This is a genomic window from Acinetobacter sp. ANC 3781, assembly GCF_004331285.1.
Taxonomy (GTDB): Bacteria; Pseudomonadota; Gammaproteobacteria; order Pseudomonadales; family Moraxellaceae; genus Acinetobacter.
This window is the reverse complement of the sequence record NZ_SJOH01000001.1, coordinates 45,140-70,738: the sequence shown is the minus strand read 5'-3', so window position 1 is coordinate 70,738 and position 25,599 is coordinate 45,140. Positions and strand designations below refer to the sequence as shown.

Annotated in this window: 29 protein-coding genes, 1 tRNA gene and 1 pseudogene; 9 read left to right on the top strand and 22 right to left on the bottom strand. The window is 37.5% G+C overall.

What is annotated here, in order from left to right; all coding sequences use genetic code 11:
• Nucleotides 1-10 precede the first annotated feature (10 nt).
• The 3 genes from rpsB (at nucleotide 11) to E0H89_RS00340 (ending at nucleotide 2,412) form a co-directional block, all read left to right on the top strand.
• The gene (gene rpsB, locus E0H89_RS00350) at nucleotides 11-760 is read left to right on the top strand and encodes a 30S ribosomal protein S2 (RefSeq protein ID WP_131213551.1); all 750 of its coding nucleotides are present in this window, start codon (nucleotides 11-13) and stop codon (nucleotides 758-760) included.
• Between the two features lie 140 nt (nucleotides 761-900).
• On the top strand, nucleotides 901-1,776 hold the full coding sequence (tsf, locus tag E0H89_RS00345; protein ID WP_131213548.1) for a translation elongation factor Ts: 876 nt from the start codon (nucleotides 901-903) through the stop codon (nucleotides 1,774-1,776).
• 102 nt (nucleotides 1,777-1,878) lie between these two features.
• The gene (locus E0H89_RS00340) at nucleotides 1,879-2,412 is read left to right on the top strand and encodes a DUF3465 domain-containing protein (RefSeq protein WP_131213545.1); all 534 of its coding nucleotides are present in this window, start codon (nucleotides 1,879-1,881) and stop codon (nucleotides 2,410-2,412) included.
• A 33-nt stretch (nucleotides 2,413-2,445) separates the two neighbouring features.
• Here the strand turns inward: E0H89_RS00340 and E0H89_RS00335 are convergent, their stop codons facing one another.
• From E0H89_RS00335 to E0H89_RS00300, 8 genes are all read right to left on the bottom strand, one after another.
• Entirely contained in the window at nucleotides 2,446-2,901 is a 456-nt protein-coding gene (locus E0H89_RS00335; protein ID WP_131213542.1) for an Mpo1 family 2-hydroxy fatty acid dioxygenase, read from the bottom strand.
• Between the two features lie 157 nt (nucleotides 2,902-3,058).
• The gene (locus E0H89_RS00330; RefSeq protein WP_131213539.1) at nucleotides 3,059-4,870 is read right to left on the bottom strand and encodes an amidohydrolase; all 1,812 of its coding nucleotides are present in this window, start codon (nucleotides 4,868-4,870) and stop codon (nucleotides 3,059-3,061) included.
• A 137-nt stretch (nucleotides 4,871-5,007) separates the two neighbouring features.
• On the bottom strand, nucleotides 5,008-5,616 hold the full coding sequence (locus E0H89_RS00325) for a septal ring lytic transglycosylase RlpA family protein (protein WP_131213536.1): 609 nt from the start codon (nucleotides 5,614-5,616) through the stop codon (nucleotides 5,008-5,010).
• Between the two features lie 286 nt (nucleotides 5,617-5,902).
• On the bottom strand, nucleotides 5,903-6,904 hold the full coding sequence (gene mltB / locus E0H89_RS00320) for a lytic murein transglycosylase B (RefSeq protein WP_131213534.1): 1,002 nt from the start codon (nucleotides 6,902-6,904) through the stop codon (nucleotides 5,903-5,905).
• A gap of 1,053 nt (nucleotides 6,905-7,957) precedes the next feature.
• The gene (locus tag E0H89_RS00315; protein ID WP_131213532.1) at nucleotides 7,958-8,608 is read right to left on the bottom strand and encodes a hypothetical protein; all 651 of its coding nucleotides are present in this window, start codon (nucleotides 8,606-8,608) and stop codon (nucleotides 7,958-7,960) included.
• 26 nt (nucleotides 8,609-8,634) lie between these two features.
• On the bottom strand, nucleotides 8,635-9,450 hold the full coding sequence (queF, locus tag E0H89_RS00310) for an NADPH-dependent 7-cyano-7-deazaguanine reductase QueF (protein WP_131213530.1): 816 nt from the start codon (nucleotides 9,448-9,450) through the stop codon (nucleotides 8,635-8,637).
• Complete coding sequence (locus E0H89_RS00305; RefSeq protein WP_131213528.1) at nucleotides 9,450-10,223, bottom strand: ABC transporter permease; 774 nt, start codon at nucleotides 10,221-10,223, stop codon at nucleotides 9,450-9,452. Before E0H89_RS00305 ends, queF begins: the two co-directional genes overlap by 1 nt.
• Nucleotides 10,220-11,155, bottom strand: coding sequence for an ABC transporter ATP-binding protein (locus E0H89_RS00300; RefSeq protein ID WP_131213526.1), 936 nt, complete (start codon nucleotides 11,153-11,155; stop codon nucleotides 10,220-10,222). Before E0H89_RS00300 ends, E0H89_RS00305 begins: the two co-directional genes overlap by 4 nt.
• 177 nt (nucleotides 11,156-11,332) lie before the next feature.
• Here E0H89_RS00300 and E0H89_RS00295 point away from each other — a divergent pair.
• Nucleotides 11,333-11,408, top strand: a tRNA-Arg gene (locus E0H89_RS00295).
• 336 nt (nucleotides 11,409-11,744) lie between these two features.
• Here the strand turns inward: E0H89_RS00295 and E0H89_RS00285 are convergent.
• The 10 genes from E0H89_RS00285 to E0H89_RS00245 form a co-directional block, all read right to left on the bottom strand.
• Nucleotides 11,745-12,068 (bottom strand): hypothetical protein, encoded by a 324-nt coding sequence (locus tag E0H89_RS00285; protein WP_131213524.1) that lies wholly within the window; start codon nucleotides 12,066-12,068, stop codon nucleotides 11,745-11,747.
• A gap of 63 nt (nucleotides 12,069-12,131) precedes the next feature.
• Nucleotides 12,132-12,335 (bottom strand): hypothetical protein, encoded by a 204-nt coding sequence (locus tag E0H89_RS00280; protein WP_131213522.1) that lies wholly within the window; start codon nucleotides 12,333-12,335, stop codon nucleotides 12,132-12,134.
• A gap of 35 nt (nucleotides 12,336-12,370) precedes the next feature.
• Nucleotides 12,371-12,679, bottom strand: coding sequence for a hypothetical protein (locus E0H89_RS00275; protein ID WP_131213520.1), 309 nt, complete (start codon nucleotides 12,677-12,679; stop codon nucleotides 12,371-12,373).
• Nucleotides 12,676-12,837 (bottom strand): hypothetical protein, encoded by a 162-nt coding sequence (locus E0H89_RS16385; RefSeq protein WP_165493988.1) that lies wholly within the window; start codon nucleotides 12,835-12,837, stop codon nucleotides 12,676-12,678. The genes E0H89_RS00275 and E0H89_RS16385 overlap by 4 nt, the downstream gene beginning before the upstream one ends.
• A 161-nt stretch (nucleotides 12,838-12,998) precedes the next feature.
• Complete coding sequence (locus tag E0H89_RS16605; protein ID WP_284702732.1) at nucleotides 12,999-13,124, bottom strand: helix-turn-helix domain-containing protein; 126 nt, start codon at nucleotides 13,122-13,124, stop codon at nucleotides 12,999-13,001.
• 647 nt (nucleotides 13,125-13,771) lie between these two features.
• Nucleotides 13,772-14,071: a KTSC domain-containing protein gene (locus E0H89_RS16875; RefSeq protein WP_350416973.1), complete on the bottom strand. Its 300-nt coding sequence runs from the start codon at nucleotides 14,069-14,071 to the stop codon at nucleotides 13,772-13,774.
• Nucleotides 14,072-14,125: 54 nt separating this feature from the next.
• Nucleotides 14,126-15,073: a sensor domain-containing diguanylate cyclase gene (locus tag E0H89_RS00260; RefSeq protein ID WP_131213516.1), complete on the bottom strand. Its 948-nt coding sequence runs from the start codon at nucleotides 15,071-15,073 to the stop codon at nucleotides 14,126-14,128.
• 1,632 nt (nucleotides 15,074-16,705) lie between these two features.
• Nucleotides 16,706-17,050: a hypothetical protein gene (locus E0H89_RS00255; RefSeq protein WP_131213514.1), complete on the bottom strand. Its 345-nt coding sequence runs from the start codon at nucleotides 17,048-17,050 to the stop codon at nucleotides 16,706-16,708.
• 315 nt (nucleotides 17,051-17,365) lie between these two features.
• Entirely contained in the window at nucleotides 17,366-17,692 is a 327-nt protein-coding gene (locus tag E0H89_RS00250) for a hypothetical protein (protein WP_131213511.1), read from the bottom strand.
• 140 nt (nucleotides 17,693-17,832) lie between these two features.
• A complete protein-coding gene (locus E0H89_RS00245; RefSeq protein ID WP_250697799.1) occupies nucleotides 17,833-18,576 on the bottom strand; it encodes a S24 family peptidase in 744 nt (247 codons plus the stop codon).
• Between the two features lie 325 nt (nucleotides 18,577-18,901).
• On the opposite strand from E0H89_RS00245, the gene E0H89_RS00235 reads away from it, so the two are divergent.
• The 3 genes and pseudogenes from E0H89_RS00235 (at nucleotide 18,902) to E0H89_RS00225 (ending at nucleotide 20,085) form a co-directional block, all read left to right on the top strand.
• Nucleotides 18,902-19,348 carry a phage regulatory CII family protein gene (locus tag E0H89_RS00235; protein ID WP_165493987.1) on the top strand — a complete coding sequence of 149 codons (447 nt, stop codon included), beginning with the start codon at nucleotides 18,902-18,904 and terminating at the stop codon, nucleotides 19,346-19,348.
• A gap of 228 nt (nucleotides 19,349-19,576) precedes the next feature.
• Nucleotides 19,577-19,831 (top strand): annotated as a pseudogene (locus E0H89_RS00230) (lysozyme); the annotation flags it as partial.
• Nucleotides 19,832-19,875: 44 nt separating this feature from the next.
• Nucleotides 19,876-20,085 carry a hypothetical protein gene (locus tag E0H89_RS00225; protein WP_131213507.1) on the top strand — a complete coding sequence of 70 codons (210 nt, stop codon included), beginning with the start codon at nucleotides 19,876-19,878 and terminating at the stop codon, nucleotides 20,083-20,085.
• Nucleotides 20,086-20,123: 38 nt separating this feature from the next.
• On the opposite strand, the gene E0H89_RS16600 is transcribed toward E0H89_RS00225, so the two are convergent.
• Nucleotides 20,124-20,279 carry a hypothetical protein gene (locus E0H89_RS16600; RefSeq protein ID WP_284702731.1) on the bottom strand — a complete coding sequence of 52 codons (156 nt, stop codon included), beginning with the start codon at nucleotides 20,277-20,279 and terminating at the stop codon, nucleotides 20,124-20,126.
• Nucleotides 20,280-21,185: 906 nt separating this feature from the next.
• Between E0H89_RS16600 and E0H89_RS00215 the strand changes: the two genes are divergently transcribed.
• A complete protein-coding gene (locus E0H89_RS00215) occupies nucleotides 21,186-21,404 on the top strand; it encodes a hypothetical protein (RefSeq protein ID WP_131213505.1) in 219 nt (72 codons plus the stop codon).
• Nucleotides 21,405-21,581: 177 nt separating this feature from the next.
• On the opposite strand, the gene E0H89_RS00210 is transcribed toward E0H89_RS00215, so the two are convergent.
• From E0H89_RS00210 to E0H89_RS00200, 3 genes are all read right to left on the bottom strand, one after another.
• Entirely contained in the window at nucleotides 21,582-21,932 is a 351-nt protein-coding gene (locus E0H89_RS00210; RefSeq protein WP_131213503.1) for a hypothetical protein, read from the bottom strand.
• Between the two features lie 212 nt (nucleotides 21,933-22,144).
• Entirely contained in the window at nucleotides 22,145-22,777 is a 633-nt protein-coding gene (locus E0H89_RS00205) for a hypothetical protein (protein ID WP_131213501.1), read from the bottom strand.
• An 88-nt stretch (nucleotides 22,778-22,865) separates the two neighbouring features.
• Nucleotides 22,866-23,564, bottom strand: a complete 699-nt coding sequence (locus E0H89_RS00200) for an exonuclease domain-containing protein (protein WP_131213499.1) — start codon at nucleotides 23,562-23,564, stop codon at nucleotides 22,866-22,868.
• Nucleotides 23,565-24,309: 745 nt separating this feature from the next.
• Here E0H89_RS00200 and E0H89_RS00195 point away from each other — a divergent pair.
• Nucleotides 24,310-25,548, top strand: coding sequence for an alpha/beta fold hydrolase (locus E0H89_RS00195; protein ID WP_131213497.1), 1,239 nt, complete (start codon nucleotides 24,310-24,312; stop codon nucleotides 25,546-25,548).
• Nucleotides 25,549-25,599: the final 51 nt, after the last annotated feature.

The window sequence follows — 25,599 nt, the reverse complement described above, 5'->3', positions numbered from 1 at the left end:
GGTAAAGAAAATGGCAGATTACAACGTAAGCATGCGCGACCTTCTTCAAGCTGGCGCGCACTTTGGTCACCAAACTCGTTTCTGGAATCCAAAGATGCGTGAATACATCTTTGGTGCGCGTAACAAAATTCACATCATTAACCTTGAACACACTGTTCCTGCGTTAAATGATGCTTTGAACTTTGTTAACAATCTTGCTAGCAAAAAGAACAAAGTATTGTTCGTTGGTACTAAACGTGCTGCATCTAACATCATCCGTGAACAAGCGCAACGCGCTGGTCAACCATATGTTGATCACCGCTGGTTAGGTGGTATGTTGACGAACTGGAAAACTCTTCGTCAATCAATCAACCGTTTAAAAGACCTTCAAACTCAATCTCAAGACGGTACTTTCCTTAAGCTTACTAAACGTGAAGCTTTAGAGCGTACTCGTGAGATGGAAAAACTTGAACGTGCTTTAGGCGGCGTTAAAAACATGGGTGGTTTACCTGACGCATTATTCGTAATTGACGTTGACCACGAATCAATCGCGATTAAAGAAGCTAAAAACCTTGGTATTCCTGTAATTGGTATCGTTGATACAAACTCTAACCCAGATAACGTAGATTACGTTATTCCTGGTAACGACGATGCGATCCGTGCAGTTACTTTGTATGCTTCTGCTATGGCTGATGCGATTCTTGCTGGTAAAGAATATGCTCAATCACAAGCAAATGCTCAAGCAAAAGGCGAAGAAGCTAAAGAAGCTCCTGAGGCTTAATGCGTTTGACGCAAGCTTGTCATTTTTGCGACATGTGATGGTGGCAATGTAAGCGTCATGTATGCAGACGGCCCATGGGAGACCTATGGGCCGTTTCTGTTAAAAAAGAATTCATTTTCTACCGAATCTAGGAGATTGACATGACTGCAGTTACAGCAAGCATGGTTAAAGAATTGCGCGACCGTACTGGTTTGGCAATGATGGAATGTAAAAAAGCATTAACAGAATCGAATGGTGATGTTGAATTAGCGATTGATAACCTTCGCAAATCTGGTCAGGCAAAAGCAGCTAAAAAAGCGGGTAATATTGCTGCTGATGGCGCGATCACGATTGCTCAAGAAGGTAATAAAGCACTTCTTTTAGAAGTAAACTGCCAAACTGACTTCGTTGCTAAAGACGAAAACTTTGCTGGTTTCTCTGCTAAAGTTGCTGCTGCTGCGCTTGCTGCTGGCGAGACTGATGCTGCTAAAATTGCTGAATTGAAACTTGAAGATGGCCAAACTGTTGAAGAAGCGCGTATTGCTCTTGTTCAAAAAATCGGTGAAAACATCCAAGTACGTCGTGCAAAAATTGTTGAAGGCGAAAACCTTGCAGTTTACAAACACGGTTTAAAAATCGGTGTTGTTGTGTCTTACACAGGTGATGCTGCGACTGGTAAAGGTATTGCAATGCACGTTGCTGCGTTCAATCCGGTTGCTGTAAATGCTGAAGGCGTATCTGCTGATCTTATCGCTAAAGAAAAAGAAATTGCTGAAGCGAAAGCAGTAGAATCTGGTAAACCAGCGAATATCGTTGAAAAAATGGTGACTGGTTCAGTTGAGAAATACTTGAACGAAGTTGTACTTGAGCGTCAAATGTACGTAATCGACAACGACAAGAAAGTTGCTGACGTTCTTAAATCAACTGCTACTACAGTTGCTCAATTCGTTCGCTTTGAAGTAGGTGAAGGTATTGAGAAGAAAGCAGAAATGAGCTTCGCTGAAGAAGTTGCTGCTGCTCAAGCTGCTGCAAAATAATTTTGCCCTTAGGTAAAGATGTTTTGTGAAAAAAGCCCCATTTGGGGCTTTTTTTATGAAGAGGGGGTGTGTGAAGATCCTTAAACTTTGAGGAACGACAAAATGGCGAATAAAACCAATCTGGGGATTGGCGCAGTTATTATCGTCTTAATAGCCGCATACTTTGGAATTGATTTACAAGAGCAGCAGAGCTCTTCTAATCAACCGCTCAGCAATTCAAAACCACAAACTGAAATTTTCTCGAAAACCGAATATCAAAAAGCATCTGTAGAATCGCAATCCTTCAATTTGCCCACTCAAAATGATGATGAAAAAATTCAACAGGCATTTCGAGAACAAAAAAGTGATATTCAAGTCCAATCCAGTGGGCGAGTGAAAGCTATTTTGCGTGATGATAATGATGGTTCACGTCATCAAAAATTCATTTTGGAGCTTGGTAATGGGCAAACGGTTTTAGTTGCGCACAATATTGACTTAAGCCCACGCCTAGATGACTTGGAAAAGGGCGAAATTGTGCAATTTTATGGTGAATATGAATACAGTCAGCAAGGTGGGGTAATTCACTGGACTCATCATGATCCCCAGAAAACTCATGCCGATGGTTGGTTAAAGTATAAAGGAAGAACCTATCAATAAAGGTTCTTCGAAAGGCTAAAGTGATAAGGGTGTTTAAATCGCTATCAGTTGCGATTTTTGGCGTTTTCTCCATTTAGGTATCAATTTACCTAAATAGGCATCCATACACCATACTGGGCCAATGAGGAGGAATTGGAGGTCTTTAAAGAAAGAAGGCTTTTTACCTTCGATTTTATGCCCGTAAAACTGTCCAATCCAGGCCAAAACAAAAACTGCGATATAAAAACCGGCACCCACAGGTAAGATAAAAATAAGCCACGCCATGACAAAAAGCAAAGCTGCCATTGCAACAGCAAGTACCAGATCAAGGCGCGCATAAAAAATAAAAGTTAATACTAATATCAGGGCGGTAAGTAACGCACTGAAATGAGCAAGAATTCCAATGATTGAAAAAAGGATTGCAGGCACACAGACCCAATGAATGGCTTTATTGGTTTTGTCTTGATGGCTGTCACTGTATTCATCTAGCCATTCGGTTATTGTTTTCATTCTCCACTCCGGCGGGATTTAAGTTTCACAGACTTATTTTTATTCAAATTAAATATAAACCAGAACGAGGGAAGGGTCAAAGGAGTTGGTAGCTCAGCCTCGTTCACTTTAAATAAACAGAATATGCGGTTAAATCTGAAACCGTATACCAGGTGTGTCACGGCGATTTAAGCTCTATATTTTTAAATCTGGGATTTTGATAAATCTGCTGACCTTCCTTATAAGTTGCGAGTATTTTTATATCTTTAATTTTATTGCTCGGAACAGCCAGAGGGTTGTCGCTCAGAATTACAAAGTCAGCCAGCTTTCCTTCCGTTAGAGTTCCCTTGCTATTTTCTTCAAAATATTGATAAGCCGCCCAGTCGGTGAGTGACTTTAAGGCAATATAAGGGCTGACGCGTTGTTCGGTACCCAGTATTTTGCCACTGCGTGTAACGCGGTTTACAGTGCTATCCAGCGTCATCATGCTACGAGGTGGAATAACCGGCGCATCATGATGTTCGGTAAACAAAATGCCTTTGCGTAAAGCAGAGCCTGTCGGTGAAATACGATTCGCCCGTTCTACGCCTAGGGTTTCTTCTCTGTGCCAGTCGCCCCAATAGTAGGTATGCAACGAAAAGAAGGATGGAATGAGCTCGAGAGATTTGGCTTTGTCTAACTGATCTTCACGCATCGTTTGTGCATGGATAATGACATTGCGTCGGTCTAATTTTGGATAGTGTTTGGTTGCAGTATCAATATCATTTAAATATTGGTCAATTGCAGCATCTCCATTGGCATGGGCCAGTATTTGCCATTTGTGTTCAAAGGCTAAATTAATGGCATCTTGTACCGTTTTGTTTTCAGGAAAAGCTGGATAGCCTGAATAGCTTTTTGGTTTTCCCTCTGGTGGAATTAAATAGGGTTGCGTTAGCCAAGCCGTTTTGCCTTGAGGTGAGCCATCCAAACTTATTTTAACGCCGCCTATACGAAAATGATGATCATAGCTGCGACTCGTGCCATGCTTAAGCATGTATGCTTTTTCATTAATGATGTCGGGGTAGGACACCAGATCAATCGGTAGTTTTTCTTGTTTGGCTAAATTTCGCCATAATTCACTGGTTCCTGCATCCGCACGACCTTCCTGAACGGTTGTGTAACCATTTTGGACATACGTCTGAATAGCCGTGAGTGCCATCTTTTCCATCACATCGGGTGGGACATTTTTAAAAGCCTGCATCATGGCACTGAAAACAACACTTTCTTCAAGCACCCCATTTGGCTCCATGGAATTATTCATCCGACGAATTATGCCACCGGATGGATTGGGTGTTTTTGCATTGATGTTAAGTATTTCTAAAGCTTTATGATTGACCGATGCTAGATGTCCAGACTGATGCAAGATTAAGACGGGTTGATCTTTAGAGATCTGATCCAGTTCTGTTGCCGTTGGGTGGCGTTTCTCTTTGAGTTGAGCATCATCATAACCGTTGCCCATAATCCAGCCTAATGTTGCCTGAATAAATTCGGGATTTTGCTGCTGCCAGCTTTTCATGGCAACAATGAGCGAGTTGATATCGGTTACCACTCCATCTGGGGGAGAATAAAGATTCGCAACCGTTTGTTGTAAGCCGACACTGTTGACATGGCTATGTGCATCGATGATACCGGGGATGACTGTGCGCTGTTCTAAATTAAGTTGCTGCGCTTGAGGGGCAATTTTACGTGCTTGTTGAAGTTGTCCACTAAACTGGATATGACCTGCTTGAATCAGTAAGGCTTCGACATAGGTCGGTTGCATTCCCTCCATGGTCAAAATGGGACCACCATAAACCAAGAGAGTATGAGGCGCTTTTTCTTGAACAGGTTTATGTTGTGCTGTAGGTAAGCTTGAGCATGCAACAAGCAAAGTGAGTGGGACTGCTGAAATGATACATTGGGTTATCAAGTGAGGGATATGGCGTCTTTGGGTTTTCGGTAATATATTCATCCTCAACTCTTATCATTATTAATACGCTGTATTTATTAAACACTAAGAAGAGGCTTAAAACAAAGTTTTTTCAGGCAATAAAAAAAGCCACATTACGTGGCCCTTTAAGTCAAATGTATCAGGAGTTGAGCATCATCTTATGAATTTGGCCCATCAACACGTTCAATATTTACTTTCGCAGTACCTGCGTTAGTAATACCTAACTGTTTCGCAGCACCATAGGACAAGTCTAGAACTCGGTTGCCATGGAATGGGCCGCGATCATTTACTTTTACGACAACACTCTTGCCGTTAGTTTTATTGGTTACGCGAATATAGCAGTTCAATGGCAGGCTACGATGAGCTGCAGTCATGGCATTCATATCGAATGTTTCACCACTTGCTGTTTTACGACCATGAAACTGGCGACCGTACCAAGATGCTGCACCTGTTTGGCTAAATTTACGAACTGTATTCGATGCAACAGTGTTTAGCTTTTCAATCACTGAAGGCTCGTCTTCAGGAATTTCAATTTTTGCTGCAATGGTTTGACGACGGATTTTATCGCCAGAACGCTCAGTGATTGAAAGACTATTTAAATTTGAGAAGTGCGAATTGAAATTTTGAGCGTCTTTATTTAGCACACGTGTGGCCAAGCGAGAGTTGTCATTATCTGTACTAAATGATGACTGAACCAATTCTGCTTGAGACTGACTCAGAGCAAAAGTGGTCGTTAAAGCTAAAATATATTTAACTGATGAATGCATTCTTAAACCCCTAAAGACCATTGACTTAATTTCATTTAAAAACTTGAAATATTCGCAAACCGGTCTGTTAATTCTCTTTTGCAACTACATTTGACGAGATGGATAATATTCATGCCATGCTAAAGCTGTCTACTCTTTACCTGAAAATATTACAAAAAGGACAGAAATATAACGTTTTCTGGTTAAAAAATAATCAATATTGTAACATGTTATTTAAAATGCCTGTTTTATGCGCTATTTTGCAAAATAAAATCTTGACTTTGGTTGTTTTTGGTAAAAGCCAGTCTCAACGACTGGCGATTTCTGTGCCTAATTGCCACACTGCCGTGGCATACATGCGACTCTTGTTATAGGTCGTAATTACTTGAAAATTAGGATAAGTTATATAATAAATTGGTGCATAACTATCTTGAAGCTGAATAATATTCACCATATCCAGGTCATCTATTTTTACAATAGGATTTATTGGTGTAACCCCTTGATTCTTTAATACTCCATAAGGGGTGGGTTGTTCTAAATCTTTAGCGATAATCGATTCTGGATTATTTCCTGTATAGCGTGCCGCAAAGCCGATGGGTTGATTGCGTTGCCAGCCATGTTGAGCCAAATAATTGGCAATCGAACCAATCGCATCTACCGCTGAATTTCTAAGATCAATATGTCCGTTAGCATCATAGTCAACACCTAGCTTGGGAATGTTACTTGGCATAAATTGAGGGTAGCCGATTGCACCTGCATAAGAACCTGTTACTGAATTGGTTGGAACACCGTCTTTATATGACCATGCAATTAGCGCAGAGAGTTCATCCTGAAAATATTGTGCACGGCGCTCATAACCAAACCCTAAAGTTGCCAATGCATCACGGGTGACGAAATTGCCTTTATTGGCACCGAAACCTGTTTCTACCCCTAAAATACCTAGAATCACCGACTGAGGTACTCCGAACTGTTGTTCAGCACGGTTTAAAGTGTCGGCATATTGATTTTTGAAACGTACACCACGCTGAATGGCGCTTTCAGCCATAAAGTTGGTTTTATATTGGTACCAGGGCTTGCTTTCACCCGGGCGATTCATAATATTGATAATATTGGGAAGGTTTTTTGAGCCATTCATGGCCCAATCAACTTGCTCTGCACTTAAGCCATAGGTCTGCATAGTTTTTTGTTTAAAGCTGTTATAAGAAGGGTGATTAGAAAAATCGTTGGCTTGACAGAAACTGGTGATGCAAAATGCACCGATAAGTAAAGGAAGACGTTTAATTTTGTTATAAAAGTTGATATTTAACATATTACTCAAAGTTCCAAAAACATAATCAGTGTGTGTGAATTGACATCACGACGCTAAAAGCCGCTATTACAAATATAAGGATTGAACATCCATCTCGTGAAAGATAACGGAATTTTTCAAATGGTTAAGATAACATTGACTGAGGCTACTACAACAATTACATATACAAAAAAAGACAAACCTAGGTTGTTCACAGGTAAAATCACTCATAATTGTGCCAGCAACTTAACGAGGTTTGTAAAGTCTGAGTAATAATAGCGAAATATAAAAGAACTAAAATAAGTCAGCCACTAAAACTCCATCTTTTAGAATAAATGGCAATAATGAAATTGAGATGACCATCAGGCAAAAGTAGGTTGATAAAAAGCATGCAAAATCTTTAACTGAAATCCTGCTAATTCGAGGAGTATTGAGTAAATAATACTTCGGCTTGAATCTAGGACATCAGCTTTATGGCGAAAATAAAGTCATGGCATATTTTTATTTTGATTCACTCGATATTGTTCCTTGGCCAAGAAGAAAAATAAGACAAAAATTAGTGTAATTCCCACCAATAAGGTACTGAATTAATTTGATTAAAACAGCATAAAAATATTGCTGAAAAAAACTCAATTTAAGGATCTTAAATCTGAGTGCCCATTAGTCAGCTATATGCAAATTTTCTAACTTTTTCAGTTCAACGCTACTTGTATCAAATATGAAGCGGATGTCCGAGGTATATACTTAATTCAGTAATGAGGAAAGGCGAATTAAACTAAAAAATGAGAAGATAAAAAGAAGGGCGAAAAAGGCGAGATAAACTTCGGAAAGACTTTTAGCAATAAAGAGAAGAATAAGCTGCAACTATAAAAATGAACACTTAGACAACAACAGGTTGATGCTTAAAAGGTCCCAATGAGCTAGGAAACTATATTATGAGCAGCAGAATGAAATATTTTTGCGCTAGATCAATCTGAACACAATGATCACATCTATCTGTATTTGGATAATTTATATCAAGATTTTGCATAAAAAAACCCAGCAATCGCCAGGTTTTCTATAGTTTAAAAATGCTTAAGCATGAAATAAGGTGTCGTGGTATTCCGCAAGTGCCCGAAGCTCGGCTTTATTGAGATTTGGAATGATTTTATCCACTGCAATATGGACTGCTTTAGTCACTGCTGCAGCGCCAAGATCAGCCGCTTTACGCTTGATCATGCCTAAATCGAGTGTCTTGTTAAAGTCACTCATAAAATGACGCACAGTGGCTTCAGCAAACTGTTTATACGATTCAGTGAGCGCGGCCTTGTTAATGTCATTTCCCGCTTTAATTTCGGCATAACTTTGCTTAAGATTGGTCACCAAACTGGCATCTAAATGTTCGCCTACGCGGAAATTGCCTTCCGCATCTTTAAATAAGCTTTTTTCAGAAAACTCAATCGATTGCTTGACCACATCATTTGAAGATTTACTCATCAACTGTTTCAATAAAACAGCAACAGTTGATTTGATATAACCTGCTAGTTTTTCAGCAGTGTCGCGCTTATCACTGGCCGGAAAACGACGCACAAGCTCGGTCAAAATAGCATCAATAATTTCTTCATTAATCAACAATGCTGTTTTGTCGCGTAAAGGATAAAGCGGTTCGCTGGAATTTTTCTTTCCTTGAGCGGTTTGAATACTGCTTAATAATTCTGCAGAAGGAATAAACCCAAAAAATGGCATGTTAAAAAACCTCAATGTTCTTCATTTTATTGTCGCGCCAAACGAATGGGGCGAGGCATCCATGTCGCATCGGATACACGGCAAGGATTGATGTCTAATCCACCACGACGTGTATAAGTTGCATATACCATCAGTTTTCCTGGCCCCAGGTTTTGCCAGACATCGGCAAACATTTGTTCCACACACTGTTCATGAAAGCCATTATGCTGACGGTAAGAAATAATATAAGCTAAAATACTGCGATAACAAGGTTTTTTACCCTGATATCGAATAAAAACCGTGCCCCAGTCCGGCTGTCCTGTGACTGGACAGTTACTGCGCAGTAAATGTGAATACAGTTGCACTTCAACTTGTTCGCTATTTTCTGCATCTAATTTTAATAAACTTGCATCTGGATGGTTCTCTAAACGTTCTGGGCTTAAATCATCAATACAGATCCCATCCGGTTGGGTAATCTCTAGATCATCGGGCTGGAATAAAGTCAGGGTGATCGTCGCGCCTGCCGCCGCAGATAAATCTTTTTCAACGGTCGTAATGAAACTATCTTTTGAATCGAATTTGGTAAAGTTCAGACTGTTAAAGTAGAGCTTTAATGATTTCGATTCAATCAGGTTTGGTGAAGAGGCCGGCAAGGTAATACGGCCAATCGCTACCTGAGGAATGCCAGCTGTATTTAACCAAGAAATTTCAAAAACATGCCACCAGTCTTGGCCTTGTTGAATACCTTCAACATGGGCATATTTTTCACGGGCTTGAGCGCGTGCAATTGGAAACAGAATATCGGGTTGATATTCTGTTGGATAATTGGTGTCTTTACCTAAAAGAGAATGTTCTACACTCATTATTCACGCATTCCTGAACCACGAGAAAGTAAATAGTAAGCTACCCCGTAAAGTGCCACACAACATAAGGTGATGATGCTTAATGAAACTGAAACATTGACATCACTATGACCTAAAATGCCGAAACGGAAAGCATTGACCATATATACGATCGGGTTAATTAAAGAGAGATTTTGCCAAAATGGGCTTAAAGCACTAATGGCATAGAATACACCACCTAAATAGGTGAGTGGAGTCAATACGAAAGTGGGGATAATCGAAATATCATCAAAAGATTTCGCATAAACCGCATTAATCAGTCCACCGAGTGAAAACAACAACGAGGTAATCAAAACGGTATATATCGTCACAAACCAGTTGGTAATATATAAGTCAGTAAAGAACATGCTCATGGCAGTCACAAGAATGCCGACCAAGATGCCACGACACACACCACCAATCACATAGCCCCAAAGAATCATATGCAGTGGCACAGGACTCATGATCAGCTCTTCAATACTTTTTTGAAATTTTGCACTAAAGAAACTGGAAGATACATTGGCATAGCTATTGGTGATTACTGCCATCATAATCAGGCCGGGCACAATAAACTGCATATAGCTAAAGCCGCCCATTTGGCCAATACGAGATCCGACCAGATTACCAAAAATCACGAAGTACAAACTCATGGTAATGGCAGGGGGTAACAGGGTCTGTGGCCAGATACGCATAAAGCGACGCACTTCTTTATGCACGAGGGTATACAGCGCAACACTGAGTTGATTAATGTTCATTGCGCTGCTCCATCAAGATTTTTTTCGACCATTTTCACAAACAGTTCTTCTAAGCGATTCGATTTATTACGCATACTGCGGACTTGAATGCCTTGAGCTTCCATAAGCTGGAATAATTCATTCACGGTATGTGCCTTGTCCATGGTGACTTCTAAAGTGACAGGATCGATTAAATTGAAACGCACACCAATAATTTCAATATGAATGGGTTGAATCGGTTCAACTAAGTCGAATATGAAGGATTCTTCACTCAGCTGATTCAAGAAAGATTTCATGCTGGTATCTTCTTTAATTACACCACGATCAATAATGGCGATTCGACGACACAACATTTCTGCTTCTTCTAAATAATGCGTAGTCAGAATAATAGAGGTGCCATTTTCATTCATTTCGGTAAGGAAGTCCCACATTGAACGGCGTAATTCAATGTCTACACCCGCAGTCGGTTCATCCAGAATAAGCAATTTAGGTTGATGCATCATGGCACGGGCAATCATTAGACGGCGTTTCATCCCGCCAGAAAGCATACGTCCTTGAATGGCACGTTTATCCCAAAGACCAAGCTTTTCTAAGTATTGCTCAGCCCGTTGTTCCGCAATTTTTTTTGGAATGCCGTAATAACCGGCTTGAGTCACTAAAATGTCAAAGGTTTTTTCAAACTGACCAAAGTTGAATTCTTGCGGTACAACGCCTAAGCATTGTTTAGCTTCAGATGGATGCGTGTCTAGATTATGGCCAAAAATTTCAACAGTACCGGAGGTTTTTTTGGTAAGTGAACTAATGATGCTGATGGTGGTCGATTTACCTGCGCCATTGGGTCCGAGGAGTGCATAAAACTCACCTTCAGGTACAGTTAAATTGATACCTTTCAATGCTTGAAAACCATTTCGGTAAGTTTTAGATACGTCTCGCAAGGTCAATGCATCAGTCATGAATTTCTCACATGGTGAATAGTGTGAGTATTGTGAGTGATCTTTGCTAATAAACCAAGTAAATAAGGAGGAATTCTCTGTTGCAATTATGGAACATTGTTTAAAGTCTGAGCACTAAAATAAAGACTTATATATAGTTGCTTTACCTTATGGTTTTTTTTGTTATGATGTGCACGCGCGCTCATAGCTCAACTGGATAGAGTACAGGTCTCCGAAGCCTGTGGCGTGGGTTCGAGTCCCGCTGAGCGCACCAATAATACCTATAAAATCAATAGCTTATAATAACTTTGGCGTAATCCATATTTTAATCAAGAAAAAACCCGCTATATTTTGCGGGGTCTGCCTACTGCTTTTTTCAAATCTTATGGGCTTTCATTTAACCAGTCAGATACTTTTTTCAAGTTCCATCTTCGACCTTTTACAGTCTCGGTAATGTGCTTTGGTTTTGGAAATCCCTTTAAGCAAATAATAGATGCTTTGATGTATCCCTTCTCATCACTTAAAAATTCTGCCGCCTGATCATCTGTCAACTAAATGTCTGAAGGTGGCAGGGGCAACAATAAAGTTGCCCATGTTCGCCATGCTGTCATCAACTAACCTCCCGCAAACTTTGTTTCACAGATTCAGGTAAATCATTTTTAGGTTTAGTCCACCAAGATACTGGACCATCCTCTGTGTCATTAATTGAAACTAAAAACCAATCACCTGTTAATTTTGGCTTACTTGGATTCCAATCCCTGGTGGCTTCAATGTCACCGATACCCCAATATTTTTCCTGTATTTCTTCAGAGCAATCCCATTCCATTTCTACCTGGTAAAAGGTTACACCTAAATCGCGCATCATTTTTTGATGTTCGGATTCCGTCATTCCTTCATGATCGTCTAACAAGTCATCTAAATACTGGCTAAGCACAGGATGAACCCAGAAGCCATAATCATCACGAACTATTTCAGCTGGTATTAATTGTTTAGTTTTTTAAATCATAACTCTGCTCCCAAAACTCACATCAAAAGGCAACTTCACATCAACGCCTTTCAACTCATTCCTTTCCACATAATCGTTAAAAACTTCATACGCCAATTCAGCTTCTTCACTATTCATCAAATAGCCAGTACCACCAATTTTTCGAGCTGCTAACGATTCAATGAGGTCTTGTGCTTGTTCTAGTTTTTCAGTCATTGGTTGGCTCCTGTTTTTCATCAATATCATCCCTTTTACTCCTGTGCTTCGATCATGGCTTTTCTAATATTTTCTAAAGCATCACTAGCTTTGTGTGTGATATAGATGGCGTGGTCATCGAGACATCTAAGAAATCTTTCTACATCATCGACCGCAAGTGCCATAAATCCTTCTGGAACCGCTTGGGCTTTGGATGCTGTATTTAGTTCACACGTATCTCGAATAGCGTAATTTTCATCCCTGACTAATTCATAGCTATTCATTTTTTCATTAAATTTAGAATAGTCCAGTAGTCGCTTGATATGGTCCAATGCTTCAAACATTTCTCTTTGAATATCCATCACGCTGCCACCCTTAAAGTTTTTGGCGTTTGAGCCCGTAAAGAAGTAATTAACAATTTACCCACTTTCAAATACCGCTGAAGAAAAATCGCATAGCGTTTCTGTGCTGCAGCATTTATCTTTCCAGTGCCATCAATTTCAAGCGTTTCTTTATTTGCCATGCTGTAACGAACGCATGCTGAATGTTTAATAAATTTAGCCTGGTAACCGCCGTTTAAAATTCAAGTTTCAAATGGCCCAACAAGTTGGAAGTGAATATGTTTGGTGCCTTCTGGCTCGGTTAACAGGTATTTAATTTGTAGATCCATTACCAACCACCGGTTTAATTAACTTCTTTATGAAGTTTGTGTTGAATAATCGTTTCTCGGAAGTTTCCCCGGTTAAGACCCACAATTTCAGCAGCTTTGGTTTGATTGCCATGGCACTGAATGAGTATTTCTTTTAGCAGTGGCTTTTCAAATCAAGCCAGTGCTTTGTAATAAGCCGAACCGTGGTTTTCATTAAAAATGCAGCAGGCAAAAGAGGAGCCATTAGCGATTCACTCCGGCATTTTGATTTTGACGAGCAATGGATTATTCTTCTTGAAATTGAACTTCTTTTTTAAAACTAGGCAGATACATGTAAGACAAAGCCAAAAACGTAATTGCGATTAATAGAAACGCGCTGATATTTGCGAACATACTTGAAGGTTTAGGATGTATTTCTTTGTATGTCGGTTCGCAGTGAAGAATCACAGGCGTTTGACTTTTGTTAGTGCTAAAACTTGGTGTTTGACTGTGGGAAGGATGTGTACTCATAATTATTTCACTCACTCGAAGGCGTGGGTCTGGCTCCAAGTAGCTCAAACTACGTTGTGCTTTTCTTTGTTTATGAGATTTAGTTTATAAAAAGAAACTTTTTAATCAAGAATAAAGTTTGTTAAAAGAAACCTATTATTCCTTATAGAAACTTAATATTTTAATAAACAAAAGAAAACCCATCACAGGGGTGGGTTGATTGGAATCTTTGAGATGGTTCTAATTGAATCAGAATTAGCAAATATCCGAAAAATTTTGGTTAGTGTTCAGCTGATCTTAAGCGCTTGCAACGATACCATTACCACCGATAGTGTAGATGCCAATGAAGACGAAATATATTGGCGCATTGATCATAATCAACAAATACAGCAGATTGATAAAATAGCGAAATTGCTAAATAACAACCTTTGTAGCGGCCCTCGATGTTTCTATGATAATAACGACCTTTAGATGCCGCCGCCCTTAGTTCATTGTAGATCTGAAAGGGAAGATTATAAAAAGTGTAGGTTTTGGGATTATTATTAAACTTAATATACAGATGATTGGTATCTGGATTGTATCCCACAGCATTTATTGAGCTAGATCTAACACAAATCATATCCACTTATTTTCTCCAGCCGATCCAATAGCCGCTCGGGTTCGCAGCTTTCTATTAGTTAATATATTTAGATTTAATTAAAGCTTTATTTTTATACATTTTTATATCAGCTGCCTCTATCGCTGCAGAAAGCCCATATGTCGGATTTCGCATTGCAAGCCCAATTGCGGCACTAATATTGGCATGTGAAAATGCATCCTGAATTCTAATAACAAGTTTCTCGGCACTTTCCAAATTAGTTTCTATACTTAGTACAGCAAATTCGTCACCACCTAAGCGAGCGACAATATCATTACTACGTACAATGTCTTTTAGAGTTAAAGCCATCCTTCGGATTAGCTCATCTCCTGCAGCATGACCTAAGGTATCATTTGTGACCTTTAGGCCATTAAGATCTATCATTATTACAGCAGTAGGATGGCCATAGCGTTTGCAGCGTTCTTCTTCTAAATGAATTAACTGATCCCAAGCACGACGGTTAAAAAGCCCAGTCATTGGGTCGGATAACGCTTCCACTTCAAAACGTTCGGCTTTACGTATGTATTCAGCTGTTTTTAATTCAGCTTGAATAGTATAACTAAGTACTTTTGCTATTAGCTCGAATAATGGAGCATCTTCAAGAAGAATTTTAGACTGAGGTTCAGGATCAATTGCACAGAGAGTGCCGAAAAGGGATCCATCTTCTTTAAAAAGGGGCTGGCCAATATATGCTTTAATAGTAACAAGCTTATTTATTGGTGCGTCCGTATAGACTTGAATATCAGGCGAGTAGGGAACAATACGAGGCGCGTTATTTTGTACCATGTGTGAGCAAAATGAGTCTGCCCAATGAAATACTTGTCCTGGCTTAATGTTATAACCATTATCTTCACTTAGTAGTACGATCCAATCATCACCCTCTGTACGAGTAATCATCCATAACTTAAATCCAAAGCGTTGAGACAAGAATTTTAAAATAGCTTGTCCTGCTTCTTCAAAATTCTTAAAGTTAATATTATTCATTATAGGCCTATCTTTTATGCATTCAGGTTAGGTGTCTGTATTCCAAAATCTAAATTACGGTCTTATAAGACAATATGAAGGTAAGTGGTCTTTAAAAAAGCTTTAAACGTTGAATTTACTCTACCTGAAATTACTGAATATTCCACTAATAAAAGCGGGACTGTTCATTATTTGATGAGACAAAAGAAAACCCACTCAATGGTGGGTTTTATAAAATTCTTAAGATGTTAACAGCGAGTTATCCCTGTGCTTTTGTAATTTTCCAAAACTATATTTAAGTCAGCTATAAGGCCTAACTCATCATAATTATTAGAAGCAAACTTGAGTAAATTGGGTAAATAATTAGTTTTATAATCATAAGAATAACCGCTACATAGATTACGATATTGAACCTTTGGGTGGTTAAACTCAGAGTCTAATTTTTCTATATACACGCTGAAAAGACTTTCTGGTCTATCAAACGAAGTAGAATGTAAGGGCGAATCAATCGAGTCTAACTTGTGTTCTTCGCAAGCAGTTAAATTCAACACTAAGAGTAGGGTAGTAAGTACTGCCTTCTTCATGACTATATTTTTTAGTTATTAGAGCTTGAATTATAAACTTAAATCAATAAAAAACCCACTTTTAAGCTGTGTTTAAGTTTTTTATTTTTTATTAAAAAATAAAACTATTCCCACTATGGCGAGAATATTCACTATAAGTAAGAAAAGATTAAATATCATAATGTAATTAGATAGTTGAGTACTCAATCAGTATAATCTAAAGGTATATATGAAATATATCTTTATTTTTAACAGAAAAAAGAAAACCCATCAGAAGGGGGGTGAAATAAGAGTGATTTTTTGGTAAAAAAACCTCGTATCGATAAGGGATTTGGATTATGAAATAGTAATGAATTTCTTTCGATGATATTACTAAAAAAGTTGAATAATTAATGTAAAAATAACATTAAAAAACAGTATTGAAAAAGTTCCTATATTAAAAATTAGTGTAAGGTTTCTTGTGGTCAAGGGGTATTCAATAAAAAGAAAATAGTACTATCTATGATAGTGAGAATGGCGGGATGTAATAAATCAGATATTAACGTAATGGTCGAACCTCAAGCATAGAGGCTATAGAAGAGAAAAAACATATACCTTCAAAGACCTGCTTAAAAAGGATCTACCATATCCTCATTCGCTCAATTTTCGCAATCAAACAGAGGTTTGCCGAGAAGTGAATTCCATAAGAAACTGGTAATATATGTTAGTTTAATTTTTTAATAAATGTTTTTTATTTACTTAAAAATACTAAACTAATCACATAAAATAAAAAATAAGCAATTGATTTTTTGAGATTTTGATGTAGCTTTACTGGTACTTTTTTAACTTTATAATAAAGAAAATGAGACCATTTCAGCTTACAGTAAGTGCACTTTTATGCTTAATTTTAAGTGCAGTTTTCTTTTGTCATAATCGAAAAATTATTCCCTCTTCGAGTTTTCATTTTCTATTTATTAATTGATCTGTTTTTTGAGAAGTTATCTTTTAAGTCTTTTAGAATTAATATAGTTACATATAGAAAGCCCACTAAAAATTCGGTCTTGAGCATTCAGTACTTCATCAATATTGATTATAGAAATATAGTTCAATTTTAACATTGAATATTGTCTTTTTTCTTGTAATAACCTAATGCTATGTCTAAATCATTTATCAATTTACCTTCCGTGTATTCACCTGGTGATAGCTTCATTAGTGATGGCAGGTAATTGGTTTTGTATTCAGTAGAGTAGTCTTTATATAGAATCTGAATACGAACATCTTGCGGAGTATCTGGATCGTCGAGTTGGTCTATAAATTGATGGATTTTATCATTTGATTGCTCAAATTGAGCTGTGATAGTGGTATCACTCGATGGCTCGGATGTTGTCGGCTTGGATTTTTCACAGCCAGTAAGAGAGATAAGGAAAAGAGTAGTTATAAATATTTTAGTTTTCATAATTGATTTTTCTAGTTATGGGTGAATGAATTATAAGGGAAAGTTGAGAAAAGAAAACCCATCACAGTGATGGGTTGATTTAAAAAACGGAATACTGACCTACCTTTAATATTTCAAATATTCTTGATGCACCTCCATCTTCAGAATGAAAAGCATAAATTTTAATATTAGATTTGGATAAGATCTCTTTGCTAAGTAGATGAACATTTTCCTCCATCCGCGCTAAAAGTTTTGGCTAGGATTGCGGCTTTTATTATTTTAAAAGTCAGCACCCCAACTCACCGGTGACTCGCTTTTCAAACATCCAGAGACAACCTAAAAAAACTCAAATCGCCTCAGGTTCGTAGCATTTGAAAGTTCTTTCTCATTACATAATTCTATTCTTGAAATAAAATCGAGAGGCATGGTCAGTCTCTCAGCAGTAATAGTCTCAAAGTGAACCCAGATTGCAGCATCTTGATTCTCGAAGCTAATACTTACAAGTTTGACCAAGTCGTAAGGATCACTATCATGGAGTAGGACAATATTGTAGAAATCATTTGTACGTACATAAGAGATAAGCATTTTATGAATAGCATTTTGCTCATCACTGCTTAGCTCGCTGTATTTACTTATCTCAAGGGAATTATATTCTTTACTCATTAATCATTCTCATTACGTGAATAGGCCGAATATAGCGGCTTTTTGTTTATTAAAATTTTCTATACAAGCCAACAACTTTTCCAACTAGCCAGCAGTCGATCAAAGCCGTTTCGGTTTAAGTGTATGGGTATCAGTTTTTATTAGCGTCGAATTCGCTTTACAACCTGTTTCCACCAATATTGACCCAATATAGATAGACCTTCCGATTCAATGCGATGGGGAGAGTAGTACTCATCGGGGAATTGATTTTTATCAGAATTTGCTGAGACAGCCTTAAACCCACCTTTGCCTTGCTCATTCCAATTGAATAGATATTTAATTTTGGTGTCATCTCCAACCTGAAAAGCATAAATTTCACCGTCATAAATAGTTCTGGCAGACATATCAATTGATATGGCTTGTCCATCCTTCAATTTAGGAAACATGCTTTCGCCACGAACGTGAATTACTTTGGTTGTAGAGGATTCGACATTACACTCTTTAATCAGGTCAACAGGAAATAACATTTTATTATCACTTGGTTTTTCTAGATTCAAGTAACCATTTCCTGCACTAACAAATACATCATCATAATAATCAATAGCAATATACCCATCTGGAATCGGGTCTCCATCCTGATATATGCCAACTTCCATCTTAGCTATATCTGCATTGCTTTTTTCGGAAGCTGATACTCCATCTAAAATCCATTCAGGTGATGTTTTTAAGGCTCTTGCAAGAGAGGTAATATTCTTACCGCTCGGCGTATTCATACCCGAGATCCATTTAGAGACCGTGCCTTTGCTAAGGCCAGTAGCTCCAATCAAATCAACTTGCTGAAGGTTAAGTTCCTTCATTCTCATCAAGATACGTTCAGAAACGCTGCTCATTGCATAAATACCCATAACTTTTGTTTCCAATAGTAAACAAGATTATCGACCCAAAAAGAAACTTATTGTTTACTTGGAGAAACTTTTGATTTATTAAGGTGAACGATATGACCGTAGATGAGGTTAAGGACCATTACGGAGCAGAGAGTGATGCGAATCTAGCGCGAGTTTTAAAAAAACACGTGGAGCAATTAGTAAATGGCGCTCTTATGAAATTCTAGCATCAACTCAAGCAATCCTTCAGATCCAGAGTAAAGGCAAATTTGGAAACCTTAACCGCTTAAACCAATTATCACCAGATTATCGTTTCAAGGAAACGTGAAAAAATTCAAGGATTCACATGAATATATCGAAAGAAACTAAAATTGCTTTACACAAGATGGTGTATCAATCTAACGTTATTACTCCGAAAGAAATTGCTGATGTGATAGGCGTATCTCATAACACGATTTTGAATTATGCCAATCCAAATATGGAAAACCGTTTGCCGAGTCTAAAAGCATTTGAAGCAATGTTGAGTTACACCCAAAACCCCATTTCTTTAAAAGTGTGGGCGCATAAATTGGATTTCATGCTGGTTCCAGTAGATCAGGCGGAAGGCAAAAATCATCAACTGGGTGTTCTTGAATCGCTATTAGGAATAAATGTCGGGAACGGTTCAGCAAATAAGCAGGTTTTATCTGCTTTGGAAGATGGTGTGATGACACCTTCAGAAATGGATGAGACGGATCGCATCCTGGAAGAGATTGAACACAAAATCCAGTCTTTGCGTAAAGCCATGAAATAAGTGTGCAAAGTATTTGTCAGCTATACAACGAGAAAAAGTCTAATTTCTGAGATCAGGCTTTTTAATTCAAATTCAACAGCGAAAAGAAAATGAACATAGCAGTAAGTTCAACAAATTTTTAAGGTTTATCAAAGCTTTTTTTGGGGATTCAGAGGTTTTTATGGGTGGATATACAAAGAAACCAAACTTCATTATTGACTCAGGTTTGATGTCTGAACTTAGCGGTAAGGCGATACCTGTACACTGCAGCAAGCTAAACAATTTAAAGCGCATGATCTAAAACGCTTTGAAAAAACAGTTAATGATTTAGTTAAAGTGCCACTTACACAAAACCAGTTTGATTCACTTGTATCGCTCACATACAACATTGGCACAGCTACTTTTGAAAAATCAACACTGCTTAAAAAATTGAATGCGGGCGATTATCAAGGTGCTGCAGAGCAATTCACTGTTTGGAATAAAGGTGGTGGTAAAATTTTGTAAGGCTTAGTTGATTGTTGCGCAAAAGAAAAAGAGGTATCCCTCAGATGATATGGACAATAGTTTGGAAATTCAAATACTGGATCGCAATTGAGGTCCTTTCTTTTATCTGTCTTGGACAGTTAGTTTATACAAACCACTTAAGCGGAAAGCTTCAGGATGCTGAAGCTGCATGCGATTCACGTGTGGCCAAAGCCATCAAACCTTATGAAGATACGATTGATCAGGCTCAAACAGAAAAAGCCACCATCATGTAAAGATTGAACAAGAGGGCAAAAGCCTTCTTTTTTATTGCTCAGAATTTTACAGGCAAATGGCTGCTCACTGATTTGCCAGCATGGTTATAATTAATAACTCTGGCATAGTTACCGACTGCAGTTGCATTTTCAGGAATATCTTTTATCACCATATTGCCTGCGCCAAGGGTGGTATGGTTTCCAATAATAGGCATATTGTCAATTACACAGATATTGGGTTCAATATAAATAGTGTCATCAAGGATAGCTGCTTGACCGCCGTCATTTACTCCAATGATCCTGTATTGTGGAAAGATTGACGTTGTTATCAGTAATGGTAGTCAGAATGATCACCAGGACCACCGCGAGTGTATAGGAAGTCCATACCCTATTTGAATGATGCAGTGAATGTCGATACGGTATTCTTCTTTTTATAATAGAAAATTGGATAACCGATTTTGAATGGGATAAACACAGCCAGAAAATAAAATTGAAACCACAACTAGAAAAATAATTTTTAATAAATAAACTTAATTTTTTATTGCCAAGAGATCGATATAAGTCACTTAAAATTAATTGAAATAATAGTGAGTCAGACTCATTAAAAACCCTAAGGCATTTTACTCGATTTAAATGAGTAATGATCTTTGTTGGAAGCTAGCTAATAATTTACTAAATTTTATAATCATCAATAGTATTTTTTTTGCACAATTGTCCTGTAAATGTAATCGTGTCTTGTTAGATAAAACTTACAGGAATATATTAACTCTACAGTAGGTCGTTAAAGACGCTACAAAGAGGTTGGACGGATCAATGACAGCTCGTTGAGTTTACAACCTTAGGTTGAAACAAGAAATCAGCACTAGCCTTCCAACATAAAAGCCCGCAGAAATGTGGGCTTTTTTTATTTTGATTTTCTTGGATTTGAAAAGCTCTCTACACTGCTCTATGAACTCATCAGCAATACAGGTTTAATTAATATGTTTGTATTAATTAAAATAAATTCCAAATATCTATTTATAAAAAATTACATTGCCAAAAAATCTAACATTTCTAACGAATGTTAATAGCAGAAGGTATGTTATAAAAGATCTGTTAAATAAAATAAGTAGAGAAATTTGATGACGCAAATGATTGAGCTAAAGGTAAAAGACCAGTTTAGTAAGATACATGAAGTGCAGGCATTACTTCGGGATCTTCCTGAAAATACTGAGTTGAATAAGCTTTCAATATTTCAAAGAATTGAACATATTATTATAGAGGGGGAAATTATACGTCCCAGTATTGAGCTGCTCTTTGAAAGTCGTAATTCGGATAGTATTTATCGGATTATCGAGTGACGCAAATATGGTGAATGATTGGGTGAATTCAAATCAAAGCATGATATACAAAGAACTCATTAACAGGGTGGGTTTTTAAATTAGCCCCATTTTATCTGCTTTATATTTACCTAAAGGTAATTCTTTCTTGAGGAAATAAATAAAAAAAGCTCACCGAAGTGAGCCAAGGGCTAAAACTTATAACAAATCAATATCTACATCATATTTTTTAAATTCTTGAATAATGCTTTGAATGACTTTAATTCCAATTTCATCATTACAGCTAAACTTTTCATCCTTAGCTTGTGTACTGTCATAACATTCAATCTGCTGGATCAACCAGCGACTCTCAATTTCTGTTTGCTCAATAATAATTCGAAGGGGCTGAAGGTTTTCACCCACTTGGCGGGGAAGAACACTGGTCATTGCAAGTTGGATATTGATCAATTCATCTCTGGAATTTAAAAATGTCAGCACCCAATTGCCTACTTTTTTTAAATACCTGGGATTGTCAGCTGCATCAAATTCCAAATAACCTAGAGACGACATAATCAATTCCCTTAAAATACCTACTATATGGCGTTTTTAGAGAATCGAGACTATTGAGCAAAAGTCGTAATAAAAAGAAACTTTTCTGCTTGTGAAGACATGCCCATACTTATGGGAGAGTAAATCTAATTGTTTTATAAGAATAAAATTTCATAACACAGGTCTAGCTAAGACGTGAAATGAATTATGAAACAGGAAAATACTCTTAATTTTTATACAGCATTCAGCTTTTGTAGAGAGTAGTTGATTTGCTGTAAATTTTGCTTCAATTCTGCTGGAGCAATACGGCTTTCTTGTAACGCTGTAAACCATTGCATTTGACACAGTTTTAAACTGCGTAAATCTTGGGTTTGTAAGATGCGATTAATTAGTTGTTTTGCCATTAAGCCGCAGTTTTGCTGGAGTAGATGAGCCATTAATTGTTTAACTTCTTCAAAATCCAGAGCATCCATAATAACTTCTATGATTTCATTCGGCGTTTCTATTGCTTGAGAATTGTCATTACTGGATGAAATAGAAGAAGTGTTAGACGTAGTAATAGGTTCGGCAAACTTCTCTGCAAGTGTTGAGGTTTGAGTGATGAGATGGGTTTCAATTTCACTCACAAGTGTAGCTGAAGAAGGCGGCGTTTGAGCTTGCTCTGGGAGAGAACAAGTAATTAATCCCATATCTAGCAATTGTTCGAGCAATTCTAATGGCGCAATCCGATTTTTAAATTGCTCGTTAAGGAGATTAAAATCTTCGGTGCCAATTAAAAGTAATAGTCTACGTTGGCGAGCATTCAAATCCATTGAACGCTGTTTTAAACTTGCAATGCCTAAGTCGGTTTTGTGATATTGAGACATACCTTAATTTACTCTCCAAAATAAATTAAGGCAGATTGTAGTCGGCAATAATGACAATAATATGTAAAAAATATTACAAATCAAAAGATTATAAGGTAACGATTTTTGCGTTTTCGATTGCCTTACGTAAGTAAGGGTCTAGGTCTTCTTGACGAAGCAGCCACTGCATATAATCCGCAGGTAAATCGGTGATAGCAGTTCCACGATGTTTGCCAAAATTAATACTACGTGGAATACGGGCATCTTCAGATACTTTATAAAGTTCTTCAAGACTTTGAATTTTTAGATGATGAATTTCATGCATCAAAATATTTGCGGTCAAAATAATATCCATATCGGCACGATGTGCTTTTTTAATCATTTCGCGGGCTTTTGCGCTGCCTTTGGTAATCATATAAATGAGCGCAGAAATATTATGTGCTTCTGCATCTGGCCAAACTAAGCGTGCAAGTGCAAGCGTACAAATGGCTTTAATATGTTTGGAATCTACGCCACATTTTTCCAGAGCGCGAATATCGTAATCAATGTTATGGCCAATAATATAAATGGTATCGCTAGGAAGCTTGAAAGTCTTATAGTGAGGTTGATCGACTAATTCCGATTCCAAAATATGATGTACTGCCATTGCTGCATAAGAAATGGGTTCATCTACGCTATACAGTTGATCAAAAATTTGTGTTTTATCGAGAGTCAGTTTGCCTTCATCGATTTGAACAGGTGCATAGGCAATCTCAATCGGCTGTCCATTTAGTGTATGGGTTTCTGTATCGAGAATAATTGCTTGCATGACCTGATCCATAACTGTAGCGAAAGTTTAAATAAATTTAACACTTTCAAATGTGCAGACACAAACCGAAAACAGCGACTTTGAGTTATTCTTTCTTATTTCTTTCTAGAGATGATGTTTAAATAGTCTTGTTTTAATTCTTCAACCGAAATTAGACCTTTATATAGATACAAAGGCACTCCACTTCATGATTCATCAATTTAATAGCTTGAGTGTCATCACGGTATTCAAATATGCACATGGCATAGAGGCACGATCTAAAAGAGTAAAACCTTGTTGCTTGATAGCGATGTCAGGATTGATAAAGAGTTGTTTGAGTAACTGTAAAAATTCACTTTGATGTTAGCTTGATTTATTGGTTTTAGGGGTTCAAATGCTCTTATTTTGATCATGGTTTTAAATAAAGCTTAAGAAAAATTTGTTCGTAATGAATCGAGAGAAATAACGATACTAACTTATTTAATAAATTTTATTTTTTTAATAGTTGTTCAATTTAAATAAATAGAATTTAATAAAAATAAGATGAATAAGTTTGTATTTTACCAAACCTAAATTGTTGTATATTTGTAAATTTGGTGGATGGAAGGTAGTAAAAATCAATGACTTAGATTGGATAAAAAATTATTCAATTTTATTGTGTTTATTTAATCTGAAATTACATTGTTTAAAATTAAGAATAAAGGTAATAATTCTTATCTTCATGATACTTAAATCATCACAACAAAAAATGTATAAGGAAATGCACATGAAAAAAACATTGCTAACAGTGTTAATGAGTAGTTCGGTCATATTTTTAACTGCATGTGGAAGTGGAGATGGGGATTCAGTCTTCAATGGTCCGGATAATGGAATTCCGGTCAATAATATTCAAAATCCAGTTGTGAGCACACCTGTCCCATATACAGCGAGTAGTATTGCTGCTGGTGAAAGTGTGGTGATGACTTATAAAATGTTGGGGGTTAACGGCAAGGAAGTTCAAGCGACTTCATTGGTAATTACACCGAAAACACCTGCACCTGCAAAAGGTTGGCCAATTGTGGTTTGGGCACATGGTACAACTGGCGTGGCAGATCAATGTGCACCGAGTCGAAGTAAACTGAATTCAAATATTGAAGTAATGATTGCTCAACTTTTAAGTGCAGGTTATGTGGTGGTGGCCCCTGATTATGAAGGCTTGGGCGAGCCAAGTGGTAATGAGCTTCATCCTTTCTTGAATTTAAAAAGCGAGGCTTATTCTATTACTGACGCAGTGGTTGCTGCACGTAATTATTTGGGGGTAAAAGTATCTAATCAATGGATGGCGGTAGGACACTCACAAGGCGGACATGCAGCATTAGGGGCAGCTCAATATGCTTCACGCGCCTCTAATTTGGTATATAAAGGAACTGTGGCTCTCGCTCCAGCTTCCAATCTTCCTCTTGTTTTGGCAGGTGGGGAAAGTGCAGCGGGAAAAGAAACTGACCTGAATAAAAAAATTACAGCTTTGGCATCTTTAGATACATTTACTGCATTAATTACAGCAGGGCTGCGTAATCCAAATCCTAGTTTGCAATACAGTCAGATTTTTAAATCTCCAACAGATAATATTGCGAAGAATGCTGAAGTTGATTGCTATGATGTGTTGGGACAGAAATTTGGTAAAGGAATGAAGGATTACGCAACTATAAATGGTTCAGTAGATAATTACCCACGCACTCAAACGGATTTTATGAGTATTCCAGTGGTTAAAACTTTCTTAGAAAAAGGCTCGCAGCCACTTCAGGTTAAAGTTTCAACACCAGTCATTATTTATCAGGGATCGCTGGATACTACTGTTCCTAAACAAGTGACCGATATTCTTTATTCTTCAGCTATAAAACAAAACACCAGTATTCGTTATTTGACAGATGAATCAGGTGCAACGAAGTGGGATCATGGAACAGTCTATGTTTTAAATATTCCTAATATTATTGCAGATGTAAAATCTCTAATGCCAATTCAATAACTTGCATTGACATAAATAGCTCATGTTTTTAATTAAACATGAGCTATTTTT